Annotated in this window: 24 protein-coding genes and 1 pseudogene; 8 read left to right on the plus strand and 17 right to left on the minus strand. The window is 68.3% G+C overall.

All coding sequences use genetic code 11. From position 1 onward, the window contains the following. Window positions 1-59: 59 nt before the first annotated feature. The gene (locus LTV02_RS24640) at window positions 60-1,079 is read left to right on the plus strand and encodes an HAD family hydrolase (RefSeq protein ID WP_408639258.1); all 1,020 of its coding nucleotides are present in this window, start codon (window positions 60-62) and stop codon (window positions 1,077-1,079) included. A gap of 102 nt (window positions 1,080-1,181) precedes the next feature. Here the strand turns inward: LTV02_RS24640 and LTV02_RS24645 are convergent, their stop codons facing one another. From LTV02_RS24645 to LTV02_RS24685, 9 genes and pseudogenes are all read right to left on the minus strand, one after another. After that, window positions 1,182-2,201, minus strand: a complete 1,020-nt coding sequence (locus LTV02_RS24645; RefSeq protein WP_233034143.1) for a lysophospholipid acyltransferase family protein — start codon at window positions 2,199-2,201, stop codon at window positions 1,182-1,184. Further along, window positions 2,198-3,295, minus strand: a complete 1,098-nt coding sequence (locus tag LTV02_RS24650) for an NAD-dependent epimerase/dehydratase family protein (RefSeq protein ID WP_233041695.1) — start codon at window positions 3,293-3,295, stop codon at window positions 2,198-2,200. Before LTV02_RS24650 ends, LTV02_RS24645 begins: the two co-directional genes overlap by 4 nt. 149 nt (window positions 3,296-3,444) lie before the next feature. Then, window positions 3,445-3,546 carry a 30S ribosomal protein bS22 gene (locus LTV02_RS24655; protein ID WP_003402602.1) on the minus strand — a complete coding sequence of 34 codons (102 nt, stop codon included), beginning with the start codon at window positions 3,544-3,546 and terminating at the stop codon, window positions 3,445-3,447. Window positions 3,547-3,740: 194 nt separating this feature from the next. Continuing rightward, window positions 3,741-3,986, minus strand: coding sequence for a helix-turn-helix domain-containing protein (locus tag LTV02_RS24660; RefSeq protein WP_408639419.1), 246 nt, complete (start codon window positions 3,984-3,986; stop codon window positions 3,741-3,743). 219 nt (window positions 3,987-4,205) lie between these two features. Further along, complete coding sequence (gene proC / locus LTV02_RS24665) at window positions 4,206-5,024, minus strand: pyrroline-5-carboxylate reductase (RefSeq protein ID WP_067716653.1); 819 nt, start codon at window positions 5,022-5,024, stop codon at window positions 4,206-4,208. Between the two features lie 86 nt (window positions 5,025-5,110). Further along, the gene (locus LTV02_RS24670; protein ID WP_233034144.1) at window positions 5,111-6,004 is read right to left on the minus strand and encodes a thioesterase family protein; all 894 of its coding nucleotides are present in this window, start codon (window positions 6,002-6,004) and stop codon (window positions 5,111-5,113) included. Window positions 6,005-6,101: 97 nt separating this feature from the next. Then, the gene (locus tag LTV02_RS24675) at window positions 6,102-6,971 is read right to left on the minus strand and encodes a sugar phosphate isomerase/epimerase family protein (RefSeq protein WP_332909601.1); all 870 of its coding nucleotides are present in this window, start codon (window positions 6,969-6,971) and stop codon (window positions 6,102-6,104) included. Between the two features lie 64 nt (window positions 6,972-7,035). Beyond that, window positions 7,036-7,290: pseudogene (locus tag LTV02_RS39705) on the minus strand (hypothetical protein); the annotation flags it as partial. A gap of 1,688 nt (window positions 7,291-8,978) precedes the next feature. After that, entirely contained in the window at window positions 8,979-9,971 is a 993-nt protein-coding gene (locus tag LTV02_RS24685) for a Ppx/GppA phosphatase family protein (protein ID WP_067716661.1), read from the minus strand. Between the two features lie 65 nt (window positions 9,972-10,036). Here LTV02_RS24685 and LTV02_RS24690 point away from each other — a divergent pair, with 65 nt between their 5' ends. The 6 genes from LTV02_RS24690 to LTV02_RS24715 all read left to right on the plus strand — a co-directional run bounded on the left by LTV02_RS24690 (window position 10,037) and on the right by LTV02_RS24715 (window position 13,823). After that, complete coding sequence (locus tag LTV02_RS24690) at window positions 10,037-10,942, plus strand: hypothetical protein (protein ID WP_233034146.1); 906 nt, start codon at window positions 10,037-10,039, stop codon at window positions 10,940-10,942. 119 nt (window positions 10,943-11,061) lie between these two features. Next, entirely contained in the window at window positions 11,062-11,733 is a 672-nt protein-coding gene (locus LTV02_RS39330; protein ID WP_269821559.1) for a hypothetical protein, read from the plus strand. An 86-nt stretch (window positions 11,734-11,819) separates the two neighbouring features. After that, window positions 11,820-12,341, plus strand: coding sequence for a hypothetical protein (locus tag LTV02_RS24700; RefSeq protein WP_233034147.1), 522 nt, complete (start codon window positions 11,820-11,822; stop codon window positions 12,339-12,341). A gap of 19 nt (window positions 12,342-12,360) precedes the next feature. Continuing rightward, window positions 12,361-12,822 carry a hypothetical protein gene (locus LTV02_RS24705; RefSeq protein WP_233034148.1) on the plus strand — a complete coding sequence of 154 codons (462 nt, stop codon included), beginning with the start codon at window positions 12,361-12,363 and terminating at the stop codon, window positions 12,820-12,822. Window positions 12,823-12,833: 11 nt separating this feature from the next. Next, window positions 12,834-13,298: a hypothetical protein gene (locus tag LTV02_RS24710; protein WP_233034150.1), complete on the plus strand. Its 465-nt coding sequence runs from the start codon at window positions 12,834-12,836 to the stop codon at window positions 13,296-13,298. Window positions 13,299-13,490: 192 nt separating this feature from the next. Then, a complete protein-coding gene (locus tag LTV02_RS24715; protein WP_067716674.1) occupies window positions 13,491-13,823 on the plus strand; it encodes a hypothetical protein in 333 nt (110 codons plus the stop codon). Window positions 13,824-13,985: 162 nt separating this feature from the next. On the opposite strand, the gene LTV02_RS24720 is transcribed toward LTV02_RS24715, so the two are convergent. The 3 genes from LTV02_RS24720 to LTV02_RS24730 form a co-directional block, all read right to left on the minus strand. Further along, the gene (locus LTV02_RS24720; protein WP_067716677.1) at window positions 13,986-14,675 is read right to left on the minus strand and encodes a response regulator transcription factor; all 690 of its coding nucleotides are present in this window, start codon (window positions 14,673-14,675) and stop codon (window positions 13,986-13,988) included. Continuing rightward, the gene (locus tag LTV02_RS24725) at window positions 14,672-15,919 is read right to left on the minus strand and encodes a sensor histidine kinase (protein ID WP_067716680.1); all 1,248 of its coding nucleotides are present in this window, start codon (window positions 15,917-15,919) and stop codon (window positions 14,672-14,674) included. The genes LTV02_RS24720 and LTV02_RS24725 overlap by 4 nt, the downstream gene beginning before the upstream one ends. Before the next feature lie 234 nt (window positions 15,920-16,153). Further along, window positions 16,154-16,540, minus strand: coding sequence for a winged helix-turn-helix transcriptional regulator (locus LTV02_RS24730; RefSeq protein WP_233034151.1), 387 nt, complete (start codon window positions 16,538-16,540; stop codon window positions 16,154-16,156). 136 nt (window positions 16,541-16,676) lie between these two features. Between LTV02_RS24730 and LTV02_RS24735 the strand changes: the two genes are divergently transcribed. Further along, window positions 16,677-17,315, plus strand: coding sequence for an NADPH-dependent F420 reductase (locus LTV02_RS24735; protein WP_233034152.1), 639 nt, complete (start codon window positions 16,677-16,679; stop codon window positions 17,313-17,315). 74 nt (window positions 17,316-17,389) lie between these two features. Here LTV02_RS24735 and LTV02_RS24740 read toward each other — a convergent pair whose 3' ends face one another. From LTV02_RS24740 to mshA, 5 genes are all read right to left on the minus strand, one after another. Further along, window positions 17,390-19,441, minus strand: coding sequence for a CocE/NonD family hydrolase (locus LTV02_RS24740; RefSeq protein ID WP_233034153.1), 2,052 nt, complete (start codon window positions 19,439-19,441; stop codon window positions 17,390-17,392). Between the two features lie 255 nt (window positions 19,442-19,696). After that, window positions 19,697-20,434, minus strand: coding sequence for a phosphoglyceromutase (locus LTV02_RS24745; RefSeq protein ID WP_233034154.1), 738 nt, complete (start codon window positions 20,432-20,434; stop codon window positions 19,697-19,699). A 42-nt stretch (window positions 20,435-20,476) separates the two neighbouring features. Then, window positions 20,477-21,358: an ROK family protein gene (locus LTV02_RS24750; RefSeq protein ID WP_233034156.1), complete on the minus strand. Its 882-nt coding sequence runs from the start codon at window positions 21,356-21,358 to the stop codon at window positions 20,477-20,479. A 12-nt stretch (window positions 21,359-21,370) separates the two neighbouring features. Beyond that, entirely contained in the window at window positions 21,371-21,958 is a 588-nt protein-coding gene (locus LTV02_RS24755; RefSeq protein ID WP_233034157.1) for a type III secretion system chaperone family protein, read from the minus strand. Then, a complete protein-coding gene (gene mshA, locus LTV02_RS24760; RefSeq protein WP_233034158.1) occupies window positions 21,955-23,322 on the minus strand; it encodes a D-inositol-3-phosphate glycosyltransferase in 1,368 nt (455 codons plus the stop codon). Before mshA ends, LTV02_RS24755 begins: the two co-directional genes overlap by 4 nt. Window positions 23,323-23,346: the final 24 nt, after the last annotated feature.

Genomic DNA, 23,346 nt, shown 5'->3' on the forward strand with positions numbered 1-23,346 from the left:
GTCCCGGCCACCAGCGGGAGTTACTGTGGACTTGTTCGCGCTAACAGGCGGAGGTACTGGTGCCGGAACGTTCGAAAGAGGCGAGGGCCGGATTGATCGCGGGACGATTCGGGGAATTCCCGGCCCGCTGGGCGGAAGGTCTGCAGGACCAGTTCACCCGGATCACCCGCAGCCCGTTCGGACCCAGCGAGGAAGAGGTCCGCGCCAATCTGGCCGGCGAGGCCAGCGCCGACGCCGCCCTGGCGCTGCACGATGCGGAACTCGCCCTGTACGAGGACAGCGCCGAGCCGCCCGTCCCCCGCGATCTCACCGCCGCCGCGTTCTTCGACGTGGACAACACCATGGTGCAGGGCGCGTCCATCGTGCACTTCGCGCGCGGGCTGGCGGCGCGCAAGTACTTCAAGACCTCCGACCTCGCCGATATGGCCTGGAAGCAGGTCAAATTCCGGATCACCGGCAAGGAATCGCATTCGGACATGGCCTCCGGCAAGGAGAAGGCGCTGTCCTTCATCGCCGGGCGGCCGACCGCCGAACTGGCCGCGCTCGGCGAGGAGATCTACGACGAGATCATCGCCGACAAGATCTGGCCGGGCACCCGGGCGCTGGCGCAGATGCACCTGGACGCCGGGCAGCAGGTCTGGCTGGTGACCGCGACGCCGGTCGAACTGGCCCAGGTGATCGCCAAGCGGCTCGGGCTGACCGGTGCGCTCGGCACCGTCGCCGAGAGCGAGAACGGGCTGTTCACCGGGCGATTGGTCGGCGACATCCTGCACGGGCTGGGCAAGGCGCACGCGGTGCGCGCGCTCGCCATCCGCGAGGGGCTGAACCTCAAGCGCTGTACGGCCTACTCCGACAGCCACAATGACGTGCCGATGCTGTCGCTGGTCGGCACCGCGGTGGCCATCAACCCGGACGCGGATCTGCGCGAGGTCGCCAAGAACCGCGGCTGGGAGATCCGCGACTTCCGCACCGGCCGCAAGGCCGCGAAAGTCGGGGTGCCGACGGCGCTCGCGCTCGGCGCGGCGGGCGGTGCGGCGGCGGCCGTGCTCTCCCGCAAACGCGAAGCGCGCGCCAGCTGAATCGAGAAATACCGAAAGATCATGTGGGCCCGGTCCTTACGGACCGGGCCCATTTCTGTCCGGGGACGAGTCGCCCCCTCCCTCTCGGACGGCGCGAAATATCTATCCCGTAAAGGGATTACGGCGCTTGATCACCAATTTGTAGAGGGTCTGCTGAACGGTTTCGCGGACCTGATCGGTGACCTCGAACATGGTCATGGGGTCGTCGGCGTCAGCCGGTTCGTAACCGGTGGTGGAAATCGGCTCGCCGAATTCGATGTACCACTTGGACGGCAGCGGCAGCGCGCCCAGCGGGCCCAGGTGCGGGAACAGCGGCGTCACCGGGAAATACGGGATGCCGAGCAGGCGCGCGAGCGGCTTGAGGTCGGCCAGCTTCGGGTAGATCTCCTCGGAGCCGACGATCGAGACCGGGATGATCGGAACACCGGTGCGCACGGCGGCCGAGACGAAACCTCCACGGCCGAAACGCTGCAGCTTGTAGCGATCGCCGAACGGCTTGCCGATGCCCTTGTACCCCTCGGGGAACACGCCCGCGATTTCCCCTGCGCGCAACAGCCTTTCGGCATCGGCGGGGCAGGCCAGGGTGTGGCCGGCCTTGCGCGCCCAGCCGCCGACCAGCGGCGTCTCGAAGATGAGGTCCGCGGCCAGAATGCGCAGCGCGCGCTGTTTGGGATGCCGGTCGTGCACGGCGAGCTGGAGCATGAGCCCGTCGAGCGGAACGGTGCCGGCGTGATTGGCGACCAGCAGCGCGCCGCCCACCTCCGGAATGTTCTCGGTGCCGGTCACTTCCACCCGGAACCACAGGTCCGAGAGCGGGCGCAGCAGCGGCAGGATGACGTTCTCCAGCAGGTGCTCGTCCAGGCCGAATTCGTCGACCTGATAGTCACCGGTCAGGCGGCGGCGCGCGAAATCCGCGGTGCGGCCGACCCCGTCGGCCACGGCGCCGCGAATCAGCTCACCGAACGATTTGGGCTGACGCGCTTCGACTTCGGCGAGCCGATCGGTCAGCGAGGTCACCGGGGACAACGCCGAATCGCCCGGGCCCGGCCAGGCCCGCTGCGGCCGATGGCGCGCCTCGAAATCCACGTCGTGAAGACGAATCACCTTCGCTACGTCGTTCATTGGTGTGCTCCCGTCCCGGCCCCGAGCAGACCGAGAAGTTTGTTCTCAGCGGCATCGATCCAATGCGGATCGATCACGGGCCGCAACGCTGCGCCCCCTATGAAGTCGTCGAATGCCTGCACCGTGGTCCAGCGCGGCTGAAATCCCAGTTCGGTGCGCATCCGGGTGGTGTCCAGACCGCAGCCGAAATGGAAGTAATCGATCTGTTCGGCGGTGAATTCCCGCATGACCGGACCCATCAGGCTGCGTCCGGCGGTACGGAAAACCGTGTACGGGACCGGTAATTCGATCCGCCCGGCCCGGCGGATGGCCTGTGACAATGCCATGGCGCCGTCACCGGCCACGTTGAAAGTGCCGCCCGGGGCCGTCAGCGCGGCCTGGGTGAGGGCGGCGATGGAATCCTCCTCGTGCAGGAACTGCAGCCGCGGATCCCGGCCCAGGATGGTCGGGGTGATCGGCGAACGGAAATACTGCACACCGCGTTTCGCCAGCTGCGGTCCCACGATCGGCGGAAAACGCAGAATGGCGGCGGAAATATCGGGCCGGCGCCGCGCGAGACCGCGGACGAAACCCTCCACTTCGATCATGTCGCGGGCGAACCAACCGCCCGGCGGGGTGCGCGCGCTCATTTCCTCGGTGAATTTCACCGGATCCTTGGCGCTGCAGCCGTACACCGCGGACGAGGACCGCACCACCACGCGGCGCACGCTGGAAGCCTTGCGGCACACCGCGAACAACTGCATGGCGCCGAGCACGTTCATGTCTTTCATGGCGGCGCGCCCGCCACCGGCCGGTGGCCGCGACAGCGCCGCGGGATGCACCACGGTGTCCACTTGATTTCCATCGATCACCTTGCGGATCAACGGATTTCGAATATCGGCGCGGACGAACTCGGCCCGGCCCATGCGGCGCAGCAGTTCCCGGCTGGGCTGCTTGGCGTCGACGGCGATGACGCGTTCCACGGTCGGGTCGGCGGCCAGCCGGGCCACCACATTGCCGCCGAAGAAGCGGCTCGCGCCGGTCACCAGCACGACCTTGGGCGCCTGCCCGTCCCGGGTACCCACCACGCCGGATCCCAACTCGCCAGCCCCCATCATTATTGTTTTCCCGCGAGTCCCAGGGTAACTGCCACACCTGGTGTCGCCGAAGAGTATTAACCAGGATCTAACGATGAGTTCTGTCACCTGATATATAGCGAAAGCCCGCCACCGTAGGTGACGGGCTTCCAGCTACGCCTCAGCGCTTACTTGCCGAGTTTACGACGCTGAACACGCGTGCGGCGAAGCAGCTTGCGGTGCTTCTTCTTCGACATGCGCTTGCGGCGCTTCTTGATCACAGAACCCATAGGGTGTCCTCGCGTTCTCTCGGGTCGCCCCGCATCCGCGGGGAGCACAGTTACTGACCCTGCACAGTCCCTACCCGCTACGAGCCGAGTCGGACCCGACGGCACCAACCGGCACGTACAGGATGCCGGTCCATGTTACCGGGCCACTCTCCGGCGAACGAAACGGGTCGGGCCTGGGGACTTACGGAGTACGCCTACCCCGCGTCGAAGTAGGACGTCTCCAGGTAGTCGTGCACCGCTTTGGCGTGCACCCGGAAGGATCTCCCCACCCGCACCGCGGGCAGCTCTCCCGAATGCACCAATCGGTACACCGTCATTTTGGATACCCGCATCAGATTCGCCACTTCGGCGACAGTCAGGAACTGAGTTCCACCGCCGATGACGTTTCCTGCGCTTACGGGTGAGTTACCGGACCTCGCTTGACTGTTTCCAGACATCATTGCGCCACTGACCTCCGGCACGTCCGCGCCGCCGGCTTCCCCACCGGCGGAACAGACACGCACGTGCTCCTTGAAGCTTAGCGGGACCAGTGGGATTGCTGCGACGGGTGTGAGAAATCAGCCTTTGCTGTGGCGAGTCGCCCCCTTGCAGCAAACCAGCTACCGCCCAGTATCGGAATCGCTGGTGAAGGCGACGGCGAACCGTCGCCTACTCCAACGCTAGTCCGAAATCGCGCCCTGTTCGGCGGAACGTCGTTTTGCGGCATTCAAAGCCTCGTAGAAGGACGAGCGCAGGGCGCCGCGTTCCAGTTCCCGGATGGCCGCGGCGGTCGTCCCGGCGGGCGAAGTGACGGCCGCGCGCAACTCCACGGCGGACTGGCCGGACTCCTCCAGCAGGGCGGCCGAACCGAGCATGGTCTGCTGCACCAGCTGGGTGGCCACATCGCGGGTCAGGCCCAGGCCGACCGCGGCGTCGATCATGGCCTCGACCACCAGGAAGAAGTACGCGGGGCCGGAACCGGACACGGCGGTGACGGCGTCCATCTGCGATTCGGCGACGGTGGCGACCTGGCCGACCGACTCGAGCAGTTCGCTGACCTGCTGCAGCTGCTCCTTGCGGGCGTGCCGGCCGGGCGAGATGACGCTCATGCCCTGGCCGACCAGCATCGGGGTGTTCGACATGACGCGGACCACCGGGAAACCGGCGGGCAGCTTGCCCTCGAAGCGCGTGGTGGGGACGCCGGCGGCGAGCGAGACCAGCACCTGATCGCGTTCGTCGTCCAGGCCGGCGCGGGCGATCTCGGTGACGACGCCGTCCACATCGTGCGGTTTGACCGCGATCACGATCAGATCGGCGGACTTGGTGGCTTCGGAAATATTGTCGGTAGCGCGAATGGCGAAGCGCTGCCCCAGCAATTCCGCGCGGGCCGCGACCGGCTCGACCACCACCAGATCTTTACTCGCCCGCCCGGATTCGAGCAGGCCGGCAATCAGCGCCTCCCCGATCCGGCCTCCACCGATTACCGCAATCCTCGTCATAGGTTTCAAGGCTAGCGTCGAACCCCCCGGCGGAAATTTGGGGGCGAGCCCCCAAACCCCCGAATCGGGTGGGCAGACCGTTCCGGCTAGCGGGCCTGGGGGATCAGGGCGAGCTGGCGGCTCTGGGCTACGACGGCTCCGGCGGAGTCGATGACGAGTTGGTCCTCGTCGAACATGCGGCCGCCTACCTCGCGGGCGTGGGCGATGACGCGGAGCCAGCCGGGGGCGGGGCGGCGGCGGAGGTAGGTGGTGAGCTGAACCGTTGGGGCCCAGCCGAATTGGCCGAGGTTCATGGGGACGGGCGGGGACATGTCGGCGGCCATCATGGCGAAGTAGGCGGACACGTCGGGGTCCTGTTCGTCGCCGGCGCGGGGGCGGATCCAGAGGCGGAGACGGGGTTCGGCGGTTTCGCCGCGGAGGAAGGCCGCCCATTCCGGGTCGATGGCGACCGAGGCGCCCTCGGCCACGTGGACGAGTTTGCCCATGGGGTTGGCGGAGTCGTAGTGCAGGGCGTCGGCGGACGGCTCGGCAGGCATGTCGCCGGCGTGGTCGGCGGTGTAGGCCGGGGCGGTGTCGTCCAGGTGGCTGAACGTGAAGGCGGTGTGCACGAGGGTGCGGCCGCCCTGGATCAGGCTCGCGTCGATCAGGCAGATCTGGCGGCCCACTTTGCGGGTGCGGACGGTGTATTCGACCTCGCCGGGGTCGGGAGCGCCGAGGAAATCGGTGCTGGCGGAAATGGGGAACATGGCCGCATGGTCCGGCGCGGTGCGACGCAGCCATTCGGTGGCGGCGGCCGCGCTGCCGGCGACCATGGTGCCGCCGTGCACCTTCGGGCCGATGGTCCAGGTGGGGTCGATGACGCCGGCGTAGCGGCCGGTCTCCGGATCGCCGCCGGGGAGTTCGGCGAGGGTGCAGACGCGGCTGAACGGCGCGTCGGCGAGATTCGCCGGGTCGAGGTCGACGGTCAACTCCGTTGTCATCCGCTGCTTCCTTCCGCTGTCGGTTTGTACAGCGTACAAGCGCACCCCGGGCAAATTTCTTCCCCGGTGGGATGAATCACTGCCGGATCGGCGAGATTCAGGCGCGGTGAGCGACCGACGGCTCGGGTTCCGGCCGGGGTTCGGGGGCGACGCCGTTGAGGTGTTCACGGGCGAAGGTGAGGGCGCGATTGAGCATCGCGGCGCGGTCCATGGTGGTGCGGGCCGTCTGGGTGTTCACCTCGATCACCGCCTGACCGTCGAACCCGTTGGCCACCAGCTTCTGGCAGAGCTGAGCCAGCGGCTGGGTGCCCTCGCCGGGAATCAGGTGCTCGTCGGTCGCCGCGCCCCGCCCGTCCGCCAGATGCAGATGGGCCAGGCCGGAACCCATGCGCGCGGCCAGTTCGAGCGGGTCCACGCCCGCCGTGGCGGTGTGCGAGCTGTCGAGGGTGTAGTGGCGGTAGCCGGTATCCGTCGGGTCGTAGGACGGGCTGAAGGTGGTGATGGACGGACCGGGCCCGCCGCGCCGCTCCAGCCGCCGCACCGAGCTGCCCCGGAACAGGGTGTCCGCGCGCATGGGAAACATGTTCTCCACCGCCACCGAGACCGGGCTGCCGTCCTCCAGTTCGGCCACCTGGCGGGCGAAACCCTCGGCGTAGCGCCGCTGCCAGCGGAACGGCGGATGCACCACCACGGTGGCCGCGCCGAGCGCCTCGGCGGTGTGCACGCTGCGGGTGAGCTTGGCGACCGGGTCCGACCCCCAGACCCGTTGCGAGATCAGCAGACACGGCGCGTGCACGGCCAGCACCGGAACGTCGTAGCGGTGCATCAACTGCTGCACGGCCGAAATGGATTGGCTGGCCGGTTCCGCCCAGACCATCAATTCGATGCCGTCGTAACCCAATTCGGCCGCATAGCGGAACGCGGCCTCGGTGTTCTCCGGATAGACCGAAGCGGTCGAGAGTCCGATCCGGACTTGCCCGCCCCGGTTCTCAGTCGCCCCCTGCGCGCTGTTCCCCACTGCTGCTCCCTGCTCAGTTAGTACTGAGTAGAAAGGCTAGCGGTCCGAGCGTCACAAAGACGCCTACGACGACGGCAATCACAGTGCTGAAAATATCGTCGGTGCGGCGCAGCACCCGCACGAGCGCGACCAAGCCGAGAATCACGACCATCGCCAATGCCAGGGCAACCCAGGGAAGCAATTCCCACATGCGTTCGAAACCCTTGAACAGCAACATTCCCGCCACCGCGGCGCCCGCGCTCTGGCCGCCGAGCACCATCCATTGCCGGCGATTCTCGTCGTCCTCGGACAGGCCCTTGCCGCGGCTGCGGGACGGGGTCGAACGGGTGCCGCGGGTGGCCTTCGAGGCCAGCGCCGAGAGCCGGCCGACCACGGAAGTCCGTTCCTCGTCCGGGATTTCGTCGTAATCGTCGAGCGGCTCGTAGAAGTCGGTGAGCTGTTCGTCGGGATCAGGTTCGGCGACGGCCGCGCCCCGGCGGCGCGAACCACCGGCCCGGCGTTTGCCGCCGCGGCGCGAATTCCGTTCGTCCGCACGGTCGCGCGCATCGCGGAGCAGATCACCGGCAACCGTCTCGCCGGACAGCAGCTGCTGATCTTCCTCGGCATGCGCCCAGGAATCGGCGTGATCATCGTGGTCGTCGTGGTCGTCCGCGACTTCGGCGGGCCGGCGGCGCGCCGTCCATTCGGCGAGTGCGCTCTTGCCGCGCCGCGAATCGTCCTCGCGCACATCACGACCCGCGCCACGGCCGTTGGGAGCGAGATCGTCACGACCGCCGCGGCCGTTGCGATTGTCGAAACCGGGACCCTGATCGAGTCCGCGCGGGTCCTGCCCGAAGCGCGGCTCCGGGGCTTGACGCTCGGCCTCGGCCTGACGCTGCGCCTCGGCGTGCCGGCGGGCCGAGCGCGACATGGGCGGCGCGGCCGGCGCGGGCGCGGGCGGCGCCATGGGGGCGGCCTGGACGGGATCGAAACCCGGGGTGCGCGGCGGAGCCGGCGGGGCGGCGGGCGCGGACCAGGAGGGCCCGGAGTCGCCGTGCTGCAGGCGGCCCGCACCGTCACCGCGGAAGGGGTGCACCTCGTCGGTGGACTCGTCGTCGGGATCGAAGCGGCGGCGGCGACCGCCCTCACGCGGGGCTTCCGGCGCGGCGCCGCCGTCGAAGCCGCCCGGGGCGAGATCGTCGTCCAGCGGATCGGGTTTGCGGCGGCGGCCGCCGCGCGACTTCCCGGCGGCCGGGGCCTGCCCGTCGAGCAGGGCGGCGGCATCGAAGGAGCCGTTCGTGCCGTTGGGATAGCCGTTGCGGGGGGCGGCGTAATCGTCCGGGGACCCGTAGCCGTTCGGCGCGGCGTACCCGTTGGCGGACTGTCCCGCATAGCCGTTCGCGCCGGCGGCCGGATCGGCGTAACCGTTCGCGCCGTAACCGTTCGGGGCGCCGTAACCGTTGCTTCCGCCGCGCGGGTCGGCCGGGGGCGTCTGCGCGGGGGGCCAGTCGATGCCGCTGGACCAGCTGTAGCCGGAGGAATCGGATAGGGAGCCCGAGCCCGAATCGGGCTGTTCGGTCGGCGCTAGGGGGTCGTAGAACGAAATCGGCCCGGAGAGCGGTGAATACGCGGGCTCGGAATCGGGTACCGAGTAGCTGGAGTAGTCCGGCTGCGGATCGGCGGAAGGAGAGGAATAGTCCGAAAAGTTCGAGTAGTCAGAATAATTCGGGAAGTTCGAATAGTTTGAAAAGTCCGAATCGGTGGACGTAGGTTCGGACGCCGGCTCGGCCGCCGCTTCATCCGGCGCGGCGTGCGAGGAAGGCCCCCGCCCCACCACCGGAATATCACCGGTGAGGTCCGCGACCGAAATCCCGCGGCCGCTACGCCTTCTGCGCCCACCCCCGCCGTTGGCGGGCGCCGCTTGTTGCCCGTTCCGCGCCAATAGCTCGGCGACGGACAGCTGACTTACATCCTCGGTCATCGAGACACCGTTTCGATCGTGCCCGACGCAGCGCCGTTGGGGCCACCGGCTATCGGTTCGCTATCCAGGTCGGTATCGAGTTTTCGCAATATCAATCCCTCCCGTAGCGCCCAGGGACAGATTTCCAGCGTGTCCAGCGACAACGCACGCATGCTCGCTTCCGCGACCAACGCGCCCGCCACCAACTGCTGGGACCGATCAGAACTTACGCCTTCCAATTCTGCCCGGTCGGCCGCCGTCATTCTCGATATGAACGCAATCAGCTGCCGCAGGCCGGAACTGGTGAGGGTACGCCGTACCCGGGTCCCCGCGGTAGAGGGGGCGGCGCCGGTGAGACGGGCGAGCGAGCGGAAGGTCTTCGAGGTGCCGACCGCTAAGTCCGGTTTGCCCACTTCGAGCATCTGCTTGGCGGGGACCACCAATTCGGCGTCCAGCCAGTCCCGCAGCACCGCGACCCGGCGCTTGCCCGGCGGATCGTGCCGCAGCCAGTCCCGGGTGAGCCGGCCCGCGCCCAATTGCAGCGACAGCGCCAGATCCGGATCCTCGTCCGCGCCGTTGCTCAACTCCAGCGAGCCGCCGCCGATATCCAGATTGAGAATCCGCCCGGCGCTCCAGCCGTACCAGCGGCGCACCGCCAGGAAGGTGGAGCGGGCCTCGTCAACCCCCGACAACACCTTCAGGTTCACGCCGGTCTCGGCGCGCACCTTGGCCAGCACCTCTTCGGAATTGGTGGCCTCGCGGACCGCGGAGGTGGCGAAGGCCATCAACTCCACGCAGCCGGAAGTCCTTGCGATACTGGCGAATTCGCCGACCGTCGCGGTGAGCCTGGCCGCCCCGGCGGGCGTGATCCGCCCCCGGCTGTCCATGCTCTCCGCCAAACGCAACGTCGCCTTCGTGGAAGACATCGGCAGCGGATGGCCACCGCGATGCGCGTCCACCACGAGCAGGTGGACGGTATTGCTTCCCACATCGAGTACACCGAGCCGCACAAGAACACGGTACTGGGTGCGTCACGACTTCAGGCATGGCGACTGAACTGTTAGCGTTCCGCGGTGTGACGGCAGGTGCATCGGCGAGCGCGCCGACCGGGCTTCGACCAGCGGCGAAGATCAACCCGGCCCCGGAGGTGGAACTCGACTTCCCCAGGGAATGGATCGAGTTCGTGGATCCAGCTAATGACGAGCATTTGATCGCGGCCGATCTGACCTGGCTGTTGTCGCGCTGGACCTGCGTCTTTGGTACGCCGGCGTGCCAGGGCATCATCGAAGGGCGCATCGACGACGGCTGCTGCTCACACGGGGCATTCCTGTCGGACGAGGACGACGCCAAGAAGCTGCACAAGGCTGTGAAAATGCTCACACCAGAGGATTGGCAGCTGATGCCGGAGGCCACCGACGCCTCCGGGAAGGTGCGCAAGAAGCTGTATCTCGAGGAGGACGACCTCGATGACGAACCGGCGGTGCGCACCCGGCGTTTCGATGGCGCGTGCATCTTCCTGAACCGCCCGGGCTTCGCGAACGGCATCGGCTGCTCGCTGCACACCATGGCGCTGCGCAAGGGTCTGGAACCGCTGACGGTCAAGCCCGAGGTGTGCTGGCAGCTGCCGATCCGGCGCACCCAGGAGTGGGTGGACCGGCCCGACGGCGTGGAGATCCTGCGCACCGTGGTCACCGAGTACGACCGGCGCGGCTGGGGGCCGGGCGGGCTGGACCTGAACTGGTACTGCACCGGATCGCCGGACGCGCATGTCGGCACCCGGCCGGTGTGGGAGGCGTACGCGCCGGAATTGATCGAGCTGCTCGGGCAGCCGGCCTACGACGAACTCGCGCGGCACTGCCGGCGGCGGCAGGGGCTGGGCATCGTGGCGGTGCATCCGGCGACGGTGGTCGCGCAGGAAAAGGCGGCCGCGGAGGCTCCGAAGGCGAAGGCCGCCAAGTCCAAAGCCAAGACGGCCGGGTAATCCCGGAGAAACTAGACAACTGACCGGTAACTTTCTGAAAACCGGTAATTTCAGATAGCTGCTCACTTACTGTGCGACAGACCCATCCCCCTCAATGGGTCGCAGCACAGGAGAACAGCATGAGCACTTTCACCCCCGGCCGCCGCCGTATCGGTCTCGGCATCGCCGGGCTCGCGGTGGCGACCGGCGTGGGCGCGGCCCTCTACGCACCCGCCACGCCGGACGCCAACGCGGCGGTCGACTCGATCAGCGTCTCGGCGACCGATCTGAAGGTCGGCACCCAGTACACGCTGAGCGCCAACCTCAGCGGCGCCGGCTTCGGACTGCTCGTCTACTGGACCGACAACGGCGACGCCATCACCGATCCCGCGGCGAAAGTGCCGTACCCGCCGTACCACACCAGCACCCCGTGGACGCCGAAAACCGCTGGGCAGCATGTGATCGCGCTGTCGCAGGGCAGCAGCACCAAGACCCTGGTGCTGAACGTGAGCGATGGTTCGGTCCCGACCACCACGGTCCCGCCGACCACCACGACCACGGTCCCGCCGACGACTACGGTCCCGCCGACCACCACGGTCCCGCCCACCACCGAGCCGACCACCACGGTGCCGCCCACCACGACCGTGCCGCCCACCACGACGGTCCCGCCGACCACCGAGCCGACGACGACGGTCCCGCCCACCACGACCGTGCCGCCGACCACCACGGTGCCGCCGACCACCACCACGGTGCCGCCCACGACCACCAAGCCCGGTGGCGGCTCGGGCAGCTTCGACGGACTGCCGTTCTGATCCGAAGGGGATTCCGTGTCCCGGGATCCCCTTCTCACCCCTCCCCTGATTCACCCCTCCCCTGATCGCAGCACAGGAGAACCCCCATGAAGTTCAAACCAGCCGGGCGCATCGGCGTCGGTATCGCCGGGCTCGCGGTCGCCGCGGGCGCGGCGCTCGTCGTCGGCAATTCCCCGGACGCCGCGGCGACCGTGGACGCCATCAGCATCTCGTCGAACGATCTGCGTGTCGGGCAGACCTACGACCTGCAGGCGACGCTCAGCGGCGCGTCGGTCGGCCTGCTCATCTACTGGGCCGACAACGGCGAGGCGCTGACCGACCCGGCGGCCCAGGTGCCGATGCCGCCGGGCCACTCCAGCGCCAGCTGGACGCCGAAAACCGCTGGGCAGCACGTCATTACCGCGACCCAGGGCGGCAATACCAAATCGCTGGTGGTGACCGTGACCGATGGCTCGACCACCGTCCCGCCGACCACGACGGTCCCGCCGACCACCACCGCACCGCCCACCACCACCAAGCCGAGCTCCGGCAGCGGCGGCCTGGGCAGCGGTTCGGGCGGTTCCGGCAGCGCGGGCAAGATCCTCGGCGGACTGCTCGGCAGCAGCTAGGTACAGGAGAAACAGCACCATGCGCATCACCCCCGCGCGAATCAGCCTGCGCCGCACCGGCATCGGGGCCACCGGCATCGCCGCGCTGGCCGCCGCCGCGGTCCTGGCCGCACCCGCCGCCCTGGCCTCGGTCGACACCGTCACGGTGGAAGGCTCCGGTTACACGGTCGGCAAGGAATACACCATCTCGGTCACCGTCAGCGGCGCCCCGGCCGGGCTGCTCGTCTACTACAGCGACAACGGCGACTTCATCGGCAAGCCGAAAGTGCCGTGGCCGCCGGGCAAGTCGAGCACCGCCTGGACGCCCTCGACCGCCGGCAAGCACACCATCACCGTCGAGCAGGGCGGGTTCACGCGCTCGGTGGTGGTCGAGGTGAAGGAACAGCCGATCGGGTCCGGCAGCTCCTCCAGCGGCAGCGGTTTCGGGCCCGGCGGTCCGCTGGGCAGCGGCAGCAGCGGCACCACGCCGGACAACAAGTGACAGGACGCGTCATGAGCACCTTCTCGCACCGGATGGGCGCCGCGGTGACGAGCGTGGCCGCCGCGGCCGCCGTGGCCGTCATCGCGGCCCCGCAGGCGCAGGCGACGGTCGATGCCGTGGCCATCTCCGGGGCCGCGCCGTACAAGATCGATACCGAGTACACGCTGACCGCCAACCTGAGCGGGGCGGGCATCGGGCTGCTCGTCTACTGGACCGACAACGGCGAGAAGCTGGAACCGAAAGCGGGTCAGGTGCCGTGGCCGGTCGGCGAGGCCAGCATCAAATGGAAGCCGGCCACGGCGGGGCAGCATCTGATCACGGCCGCGCAGGGCGGGAGCACCAAGACCATCACCGTCAATGTGGTGGATCCGTCCGTCCCCGGCAATCCGGGTACGCCCGGCGGCGGCGATTCGGGGAGCGCGAGCAAGGGCCTGGGCAGCATTCTGGGCGGGCTCACCGGCAGCGCCGGGTCTTAGAGCGATTCCGTATCACCGAAGGTGTCCGGCGGGTGAATTTCCGGGGTTCGGCGCGGTCATTCCAATCAGGCTGCGCCGAACCCGGTTTCGGGAAACCTCGTGGTCGATGACCTGGCGCTGTGAGTAGCCGGAAGTAGGCCCGACACCGTTCGGCTATAGCGAATTCACCAAAACGTGTTAGACATCCTGCCCATGATCAAGAAAACCCTCGCCGTCGCCGCTCTGGCCGCCGGCGCCGCTGTCGCCCTCGCTCCGATCGCCGGCGCCGACAGCGTCGATCCCACCAAGTTCTCCGACCGCACCGCCGATTTCGTGCCCTACAACGATCCGGCCGCGCTGAACGCCAAGGCCAACGGCAAGCTGCTCATCATCAGCCCCACGGGCGTCAACGGCACCATCGCCTGCCGCGGCAACGGCGTGGACGTGGCCTGGTACGACTGCATGCAGGAAGACGCCTACGGCTGGGTCAACCTCAAGGAAATCGACACCCCGCTCGGCAAGGCGTGGACCACCCTGCCGCTCTGACGAACGACCATTCGACGGTCGGGGTGAAAGACTTTCTCGCGCCCGCTTCGGTAGAAGCGGGCGCGAGTTCTTTGCAGGGGTCCTGCCCGAGACCGCCTGGGCAGCGTTCGAAGCCCGCTGCGTGACACGCAGCGGGCTCGAATCATGTTCGGGGAGGCGGTTTTACGCTTCCAGCTTGTAGCCCAGGCCGCGGACCGTGACCAGGTGCTCCGGCTTGGCCGGATCCGCTTCGATCTTCGAGCGCAGGCGCTTGACGTGCACGTCGAGGGTCTTGGTGTCGCCGACGTAGTCCGCGCCCCACACCCGGTCGATGAGCTGCCCGCGGGTCAGCACGCGCCCGGAGTTGCGGAGCAGGTACTCCAGCAGGTCGAACTCCTTGAGCGGCAATGTCACCGACTTGCCGTTCACCTGCACCGTGTGGCGATCCACGTCCATGCGGACCGGTCCCGCCTCCAGCACGCTGGTCTCGCCGCCCTGATCGGCCTCCTCGCCCACGCCGCGGCGCAGCACGGCGCGGATGCGCGCGATCAGCTCACGCGAGGAATAGGGCTTGGTGACATAGTCGTCCGCGCCCAGTTCCAGGCCGACCACCTTGTCGATCTCGCTGTCGCGCGCGGTCACCATGATGACCGGGACGCTGCCGCGAGCGCGCAGCTGCTTGCACACGTCGGTGCCGCTCATGCCGGGCAGCATGAGGTCGAGCAAGACGATGTCCGCGCCGGAGCGATCGAACTCGGCCAGGGCCGAGGGGCCGTCACCGACCACGGTGACTTCGAACCCTTCCTTGCGCAGCAGGAACGCGAGCGGATCGGCCAGCGACTCCTCGTCCTCGACGATCAGCACACTCGTCATCGGGTTGCCTCCACACCGTTGGTTCTGGCCCGCCCGAGGGGGCGCGTGCCGTTTTCCTTCTTCACCGCCGGGATGCCGGCGGAGAGCTTCTTGTCCGCGCCGTTCAGGTCGGCGGGGTGGGCCGGGATCCGCAGGGTGAATGTGGATCCGGTGCCCAGCTTGCTCCACAGGGTGATCTCACCGTTGTGGTTGGCGGCCACGTGCTTGACGATAGCCAGCCCGAGCCCGGTACCGCCGGTGGCGCGCGAGCGCGCCTTGTCGGCCCGGAAGAATCGTTCGAAGACCCGTTCCTGATCTTCCTTGGCGATGCCGATGCCGCGGTCGGTGACGGCGATGTTCACGTAACCGCCGCGCAGCGACCGGCTCACCGAGACGTGCGAACCGCGCGGCGAGTACGCGATGGCGTTCTCCACCAGGTTCGACAGCGCGGTCACCAGCAGGGTCTGATCGCCGAGCACCTCGAGGCCGCTGTTGGCGTCGGTACTGACGGTGATGCCCGCGGCCTCGGCCACGTTCCGGGAGCGCTCGAGCGCCTGGGTGACCACGGAATCGACGTCCACGGCCTCGAGTTCGGGCAGCTTCTCCGCGCCCTGCAGGCGGGACAGCGCGATCAGCTCGGTGACCATCTTGCCCATGCGGCGGGCCTCGCCGTGCAGGCGCTCACCGAAGTGGCGCACCGAATCGGGATCGTCGGCGGACTCCAGCAACGCCTCGGCCAACAGGCTCATGGCGCCGACCGGGGTCTTGAGTTCGTGGCTGACGTTGGCCACGAAATCGCGCCGGGTGGCTTCCATGCGAGCCTGCTCGGAGTCGTCGTCGGCGAACAGGACCACGAAGTTCGTGTTCTCCTGCGAGAGCGGGCGAGCAACCCCTCGGACAGCGAGGCGGGCGCGGCCGGGCATGGGGATCTTGGCGGTGAGCTCGAATTCGACGTCCTGGGCGCCGGAAAGCACCTGTTCGACGGCGGCCCAGGCGCGTTCGTCGAGCAACCGGTCGTGCACCACGCCCAGTTCCTCGGCGCGCGGGTTCACCAGCACCACGTCCCGGTACTGGTCGACCACCGCGATGCCGCTCTCGGAGGCCAGCACGATCAGGTCCAGGACCTGCGACATGGTGAGCCCGGGGTCGGCCGCGGCGCGCAGCCGCTCCTGCCGGGCATTCACATACGGGATGAGCAATCCACCGACGGCCAGTCCAACTACGGCCGCCAGGACTGCCAGAAGCACGGCCTGTGGAACGCTCACATACTGAATCGTACGGTCGCCGACACGCGGGCCAACCCGGGGTGTTGGAAGTTTCACCCAGGTCACGGGCACTTCCACGGGCGTTACCCGGGCGTTTACGTGTTGTTCGCACTCGGCGTGGCGAATCCCCCGCGAACTCCCCGGAGGGAAATGGGGATTCTCCGGGGCGAGCCCCTGAAACCCCAGTTGGGAGGGGAGTCTCGACGGCGCGACCGGACGAAGTCGGCAGACCGGTCAGTCGTCTGGATCGCCGTAGAGGGTCGCGCGGACGGTGTCGCCGTGGCGATCGGCCCACTCCCCCAGGGCGAGAATCGGGATCAGCAGATCGCGGCCCGCGGCGGTCAGGGCGTATTCCACGCGCGGTGGGGCTTCGGCGAATCGGCGACGCTCCAGCAAACCCATGCTCTCCATGCGGCGCAGGGTCTGGGTGAGCATCTTCTGGCTGATGCCGCCGATGGCGCGGCGCAATTCGACCGGGCGCATGGGGCCCTCGCGCAGCGTGTAGACGATCACGGTGAGCCAGGAGTTGCCGAAGATGTCCACAGCCAGCCGGGCAGGGCAATCGGATTCGTAGTCGCCGTAGGGCTGGAACTGCACCACGTTCGGCTCGGCGGCAGTCATGCCTCCAGCCTGCCATGAAACAACTCTCGTAACTCTCAGGGGCAAGCCCCTGAAACCCCTTCGGCCCGAAGCGCACCCGCGGGTGCCTATCGGAATTCGTAGCGTCGGGCTCGTACGACGACCTAGGAGTTCAATCATGCGAATCGGAATCATCGGAGCCGGGGTTATGGCGCGGGCACTCGGCGGCGGCTGGGCGGCGGCCGGGCACGAAATCCTGGTGGGCGCACGGGATTCGGCGCGGGCCGCGGAGACCGCGGCGGCGATCGGGAACGGCGCCCGGAGCGGATCCGTCACGGCGGCAGCCGAATTCGGCGAGGCGGTATTGCTGGCGGTCCCGGTGTCGGCGCTGACCGACGTTCTGACCGAGACCCTCACCGGGCGCACCCTCATCGATTGCACCAATGCCTTCGCGCCCGACAGCGGCGGGTTCGTCCTCTCCGAAGACGCTGTCGCCGAACGGATCGCGGCCGCGGTGCCGGGCGCGCATGTGGTGAAGGCGTTCAATCTGTGTGCGGCCGAGGTGTGGGAAGGAACGGCGCGCGAGTTCGAGGGCCGTCCGCTGCTGGTCCCGCTGTGCGGCGACGACCCGGACGCCATCTCACTGGTGTCCGGCTTGACCGAGGACCTGAAGCTGCGTCCCGTGCCCGCGGGCGGACTGCGCCGGGCCCGATATCTGGAGGCCACTTCGGCTTTCGTGGTCGGCCTGTGGTTCGGCGGGCAGGACGCCCGCGCCATGTTCCCGCCCCTGGAAGCGACCTTCGCGGACGCCGACTAGCCCCGGAAAGGCGAAAACCCCGGATGCGCACGCCGTTGTGCACATCCGGGGATTTCATTCCCGGCGAGGCGGTTTCACCAACCGGTATTGCCGCGGACCGGGATATTCACGAAGCTCGGACGGTTCGGATCCAGCTGGATGTGCTGGTTCTTCAGACCGGTGTCGTTGAGCATGGGCAGGATCGGCAGACCCTTGGGGAAATTGCCGGCGAACACGTCCACCCGCAGTCGATGCCCCGGCTGCAGCACGGCCTGGGTGCCGGACAGCGCGATATCGAGGGTGGTGGCCTCGCCCGGCACGGTCGGCTGCTGCTTGTCGATCGAGGTGAACGAGCGCGGATCGGTGTAGTCGCCGTTCTCGGAGCGAGTGCTGTTGGCCTCGTCCACTTCCCGCAGCGACGCCATGAGCTGGCCGGAGGTCAGCACGGTGGAGGTGCCGTCGGGCGCGACATCGTTGACGGTCACGGTCCAGTAGCCGTCGCTGGCGTCCTGAACGGTATTGAGCCGCACCGCGATCGGGCCGGAGACGGTGGTGGCATCGGCGACCGGCGCGCTGGTGAAGGTCAGCGCGTTGGTCTCGGCGATGCGGGAGTCCTTGGCGCAGAAGTCCAGCAGCGACAGGAAGCCCGCGGTGGCCTGGGCGGCGTCATTGGAGCAGATGGTGCTCAGGCCGGGCGCGACGGTCAGGCGATCGGTGTCGCCGTTGGCCTCGCCGGTGAGCGAGCCGTCGTAGAGGCTGTTGGCGGTGCCGGAACGCTGGCCGGACAGGTACATCCGGCGGTAGCGGGAGGCTTCCTCGGCCGGAGCCGATTCGCCGAAGCCGCCCTTGGTGACCCAGCCGCCGCCCTGTTCGCGCAGGGTGACCGGACCGTAGGTGTCGATGCCGTTGTCGATGCCCTTGAGCCACTTGTCGAACCAGGCGCGCTGCAGCACGTCCAGGCGCGGCGGCAGGCCCGGCTTGCCGGCTTCGGCGCCGGAGGTGATGTGGTAGCCGTTGCCCATGAGCAGCTGCTTCTCACCGGGCGCGGCCGGAATCTCGTTGTAGATCTTGGATTCCGAGTAGGTGAACAGGTCGTGCCAGCCGCCGACCACGAAGGTCTTGGCCCGGATCCGGCTGGGATCGCCCAGCCACGCCTGCCGTTCCGCGGACAGATCGTTGAGCATGGCCTTGACGCGCGGGTCGAGGCTGTTCATATCGGCGCTGGTGTAAGCCGACATGAGCACGTCCAGGTAGGTGAAGGGGTCCGACGCGCGGTCCTGCAGCCACTTGAAATCGAACTTGCCCTGCGCGACGGCGGTCAGGTCCGGCACCCACTTGAGGCCGTTGATGGCGCTGAGCCACAGCGGGATGAAGTTGAAGCCGAAGCCGCCGCCGGGCGCGAGCACATCGTTGATGAGGTCGCTGCCGGGCACGATCGGGAAGATGGCCTTCAGCGCGGGCGGCTGCTTCTCCGCGGCCTGCACCTGGTTGATGGCCGAGTAGGACAGTCCGGTCATGCCGACGTCGCCGGTGGACCAGCCCTGCCGGGACGCCCAGTCGATGACCTCGACGGTGTCGTCCTGCTCGCGGGTGCGCAGCATGTCCCATTCGCCCTGGCTGAAGCCGGTGCCGCGGACGTCGACGACGATCTGGGTGTATCCGGCCTTGACAAGCTGGCGGTCGACGGAGAAGTTGCGGAGTTCGCCGTTGCCCGCGGCGTTCAGCAGTTCGCCGAAGCCGGAAATCGGTGTGCCGGAAAGGTTGATGCCGCGGAACAGGTTGACCAGCGCGTCACCCAGGCCCGGAATGGCGAACGCGCTGTCGGCGACGTTCGACACCAGCTTGGTGTACGGGGTCATGTTCACGACGGCCGGAGTCCGGGTGTCCACGGGACGGCCGGAGGCGTCGGCGGGGTGGTAGACGTTCGCCTTGAGGACGGTGCCGTCACTCATGGTGATCGGGACATCCCATTCGATGAAGACGTTCGGGTACTGCTGCTGCCCGTCCTCGGCGGCGGTCCAGGCCGCGCCCGCGGCGCCGCCGTCCGGGCCGATGGACGTGGGGGCCGCGTCAGCTGCGATGCCGGTCACAGGCAATAGCAGCGCGGCGGCAGCGGCGAGCACGGTGGCCCGGAGCGTGTTCCTCATCGAACGTGATCTACCTCTCGCAAATGGTCGAACGTCCAGAGCATATCTACTCCGAAGTAAGTTGCAAACCCCGGTTACACCTACTGTTTTTAAAGGAGCAATACTTCGGCAAATTCGATTGCGAGAGAAAGAAATACCCTACGGAAGCGTAGTGAGATGCAGCTCACAGTACATTCAGGATAAATGAAAAACGCGCCACTGCCGAGTAATTCGGCCGTAGCGCGTTTTTCGTTTCAGGCTATTGCCCGAGAGTCGTTATTTCCCACCCTGGTTCGCCACGGCGGCGGCGCCGGCGGCGGCGGCTTCGGGGTCCAGGTACTCACCCTTGCCGATGGGGCGCAGGTTCTCGTCCAGCTCGTACTTGAGCGGAATGCCGGTGGGGATGTTCAGCTCGGCGATGTCCTCGTCGGAGATGTTCTCCAGGTGCTTGACCAGCGCACGCAGCGAATTGCCGTGCGCGGCAACCAGAACCGTCTTGCCCGAGCGCACATCGGCGGAGATGGTGTCCTCCCAATACGGCACCATGCGCGCGACGACGTCCTTGAGGCATTCGGTCGCGGGCACGTCGATGCCGGCGTAGCGCGGATCGCCGTCCTGGCTGTATTCCGAATCCACCTCGATGGGCGGCGGCGGGGTGTCGTAGCTGCGGCGCCACAGCATGAACTGCTCGTTGCCGAACTCGTCCTTGACCTGCGCCTTGTTCTTACCCTGCAGCGCACCGTAGTGCCGCTCGTTCAGCCGCCAATCCCGCACCACCGGAATCCAGTGCCGATCACAGGCGTCGAGGGCATTGTTGGCGGTGGAGATCGCCCGGCGCAGCAGCGAGGTGTAGACGATATCGGGGAGAATCCCGTGCTCGGCCAGCAATTCGCCGGCACGCTTGCCTTCGGCCACGCCCTTGTCGGTCAGGCGGACATCCACCCACCCGGTGAAAAGATTCAGGGCATTCCATTCGCTCTCGCCGTGGCGCAGCAGCACGAGGGTGTACGTCATGGGGTCATCCTCCCATCGCGCGGATTCATCCCAGGACTGGGCCTACCGGGTGGCCAGCAGGGCCGCACCGGCGAGGGTGGCCTGGTCGGTGAGCTCCGACGGGACGATGCGCAGGCCGCGCAGGAAGCTGAGCCGGGCATGCCGGGCGGCGCTTTCCCGCAGCGGTCCCCACAGCGGCTGCCCGGATTGCGCGAAGCCGCCGCCGATCACGACCAGGTCGGTGTCCAGCAGCGCGGCGGCGGAGGAAACCGCGACGCCGAGCGCGGTTCCGGCCCGGGCGAGCGCGGCCACCGCGATCTCGTCCCCGGCCTGCGCGTCCCGGGACAGTTCGACGCCGTCCGCACCGGTCCAGCCCTGCCGCCGGGCCCAGCGCACCGAGGACGGTCCGCTGGCCACCGCCTCCACGCAGCCGAAACCGCCGCAGGCGCAGGGCTCTTCATTGCCGGGCACCACGATGTGACCGACGTGCCCGCCGTTTCCGGTGCGGCCCATGATCACTCGGCCGTCGGAGCTGACGCCGCCGCCGATGCCGGTGGAGACCGTCACGGCCAGGAAATCGGGAACGCCCCGCGCCGCACCCCAGCGCTGTTCGGCGAGCGCGAGCGCGACCCCGTCGATGGCGAAGCGAATCCCGGCCGCGGGGAACAGTTTCCGGATCGACTCGACGATCGGGAATCCCGCCGCCCATTCCGGAATGTTCAGCGGACCGGCCACCCCCGTGGTGACGTCCACCGGCCCGGCGGATCCGATGCCGATCGAGGTCACCTCGGCGTCGCCCGCCACGGACAGCAGCAGATCCCGGCACGCCGCCCAGACCCGCGCGGGCGGAACGGCTATCCGCTGCGCATCGATCGGCCGGTCCTCGGCATCCACCAGGGCGGCGGCGAATTTCGTGCCGCCGATATCCACGGCCAAAGCCACCATGGTCCGCTCCGGCTAGTTGTCGTCGGTGTCCACGAGATGTTCGAAAGCGCGCAGGTTCTTCAGCGATTCCCCGCGCGACACCCGCCATTTCCATTCCCGGCGAATGGATTCCGCGAATCCGAGTTCGAGCAGGGTATTGAAGTCGGCGTCCACGGCCTCGAGGATCTGCCCGAACCAGCGGTCGAGTTCGTCCGGCGTGACGCGTTCGTTGGACATCCGGCCGACCAGGTAGATATCGCCCACCCGGTCGATGGTGTAGGCCACGCCGTAGAGCCGGCGATTGCGGCGCAACAGGAATTTGTAGACGCCTTCGAAATTCTCGTCCGGCTTGCGGCACACGAAGGATTCCATGCGAATGCCGTGCTTGCCGATGGAGACGCCGATGACGGTCTTGAGCTTGCGCTCGCCCGGCAGCACCACCACGAACAGGTTCGGGGCTTCCCGGCTGTACTCGATCTCGCGGTCGCGCAGCGTCTCGTCGATGAGTCGCGCTGTCGCACGGGCGGTGTCGTCGTTGAGCTGACCGCTGCTCTCGTGCGGGCGGACGGCGACGCCGCCCTGGGCGCGCGCGGCGGTATCCGGGCGTTCGGTTTCGCTCATCGGCGTACTGCTCCCATCCGGCGGCGCCACAGCGACTGCGATCGGGCGTGATTGCTGTCGGTGTGCAGGCTACCGGCGCGCGGGCGCGGGACACGCGTCTGGGCCATGGCGGCGGAATAACTGTCGAGCAGACCCTCGGCGGTGTGCGCCCAGGAGAAGTTGGCGGCGTGATCGACGGCGGCCGCGCCCATGAGCTCCAGCCGGACCGGATCGGACAGCAGCGAGCGCAGCGCGCCGGCCCAGTCCGGGGTGCGATGGCCGGGCACCAGCAGGCCCGAAACCCCGTCGCGGACAGCCGTTCCCAGGCCGCCCACATCGGCGGCCAGCACCGGCGTACCGCTGGCCTGCGCCTCGATGGCGACCAGGCCGAACGATTCGTTGTAGCTCGGCACCGCCACCAGGTCGGCGGCGCGATAGACCTGCACCAGGCGGTGCGGCGGCTGCGGCGGCAGGAAGGTGACGCGATCGGAAATGCCCAGGGCCGCAGCCAATTCGATCAGCGCGTCGGGCCGTTCCAGACCGGTGCCGGAGGGTCCGCCGACGATCACCACGCGCAGCGGCCGGGCCGGCGGATACGGCAGCGCGGCCTCGTCGGCGAGCATCTGCGCGGCGGCGCGGATCAGCACGTCGGGGGCCTTCAGCGGCTGGATGCGGCCGACGAAGGCGACGATCCGCTCATCGGCGCGCAGCCCGAACTCGGCGCGCGCCGCGGCCTTGTCACCGGGGTTGTAGCGGGTCAGGTCCGCGCCCGGCAGCACCACGTCGATGCGGTCCGGATCGGCCCCGTAGAGCTCGACGAGCTGGCGGGCTTCCTCGGCGGTATTGGCCACCAGTCGGTCGGATTCGGCGACGATCTGCTTCTCGCCGATCTCGCGCGCGGCCGGTTCCGGGGTGTCGCCCTCGGCCAGGTAGGCGTTCTTGACCGCGGCGAGCGTGTGCGCGGTGTGCACCATGGGCACCCGCCAGCGATCGCGGGCGAGCCATCCCACCTGGCCGGACAACCAGTAGTGGGAGTGGATCAGGTCGTAGTGGCCGGGCAGGTTGCGGGCCTCGGTGCGCAGCACCTCCGCCGCGAACGGGCACAACTGCGTGGGCAGATCGTGCTTGTCCAGACCTTCGAACGGCCCGGCCACCACGTGGCGCACCAGGACTCCGGGCGCCGCCTCGACGACGGGTTCGTCATTGGAGGAGGTGGCGCGGGTGAAGATTTCGACCTGGGTGCCGCGGCGGGCCAGTTCGACGGCGGTCTGCAGCACGTAGACGTTCATGCCGCCCGCGTCGCCGGTTCCCGGTTGGGCGAGAGGTGAGGTGTGCACCGACAGCACGGCAATCCGATCAGGCCGTAGGTCGGGGCGTTGACTCACCTCTCCAGTGTGCACGCAACCCGT

Origin of the sequence: Nocardia yamanashiensis (assembly GCF_021183565.1) — a bacterium.
In the GTDB taxonomy this organism is placed as follows: Bacteria; Actinomycetota; Actinomycetes; order Mycobacteriales; family Mycobacteriaceae; genus Nocardia; species Nocardia yamanashiensis.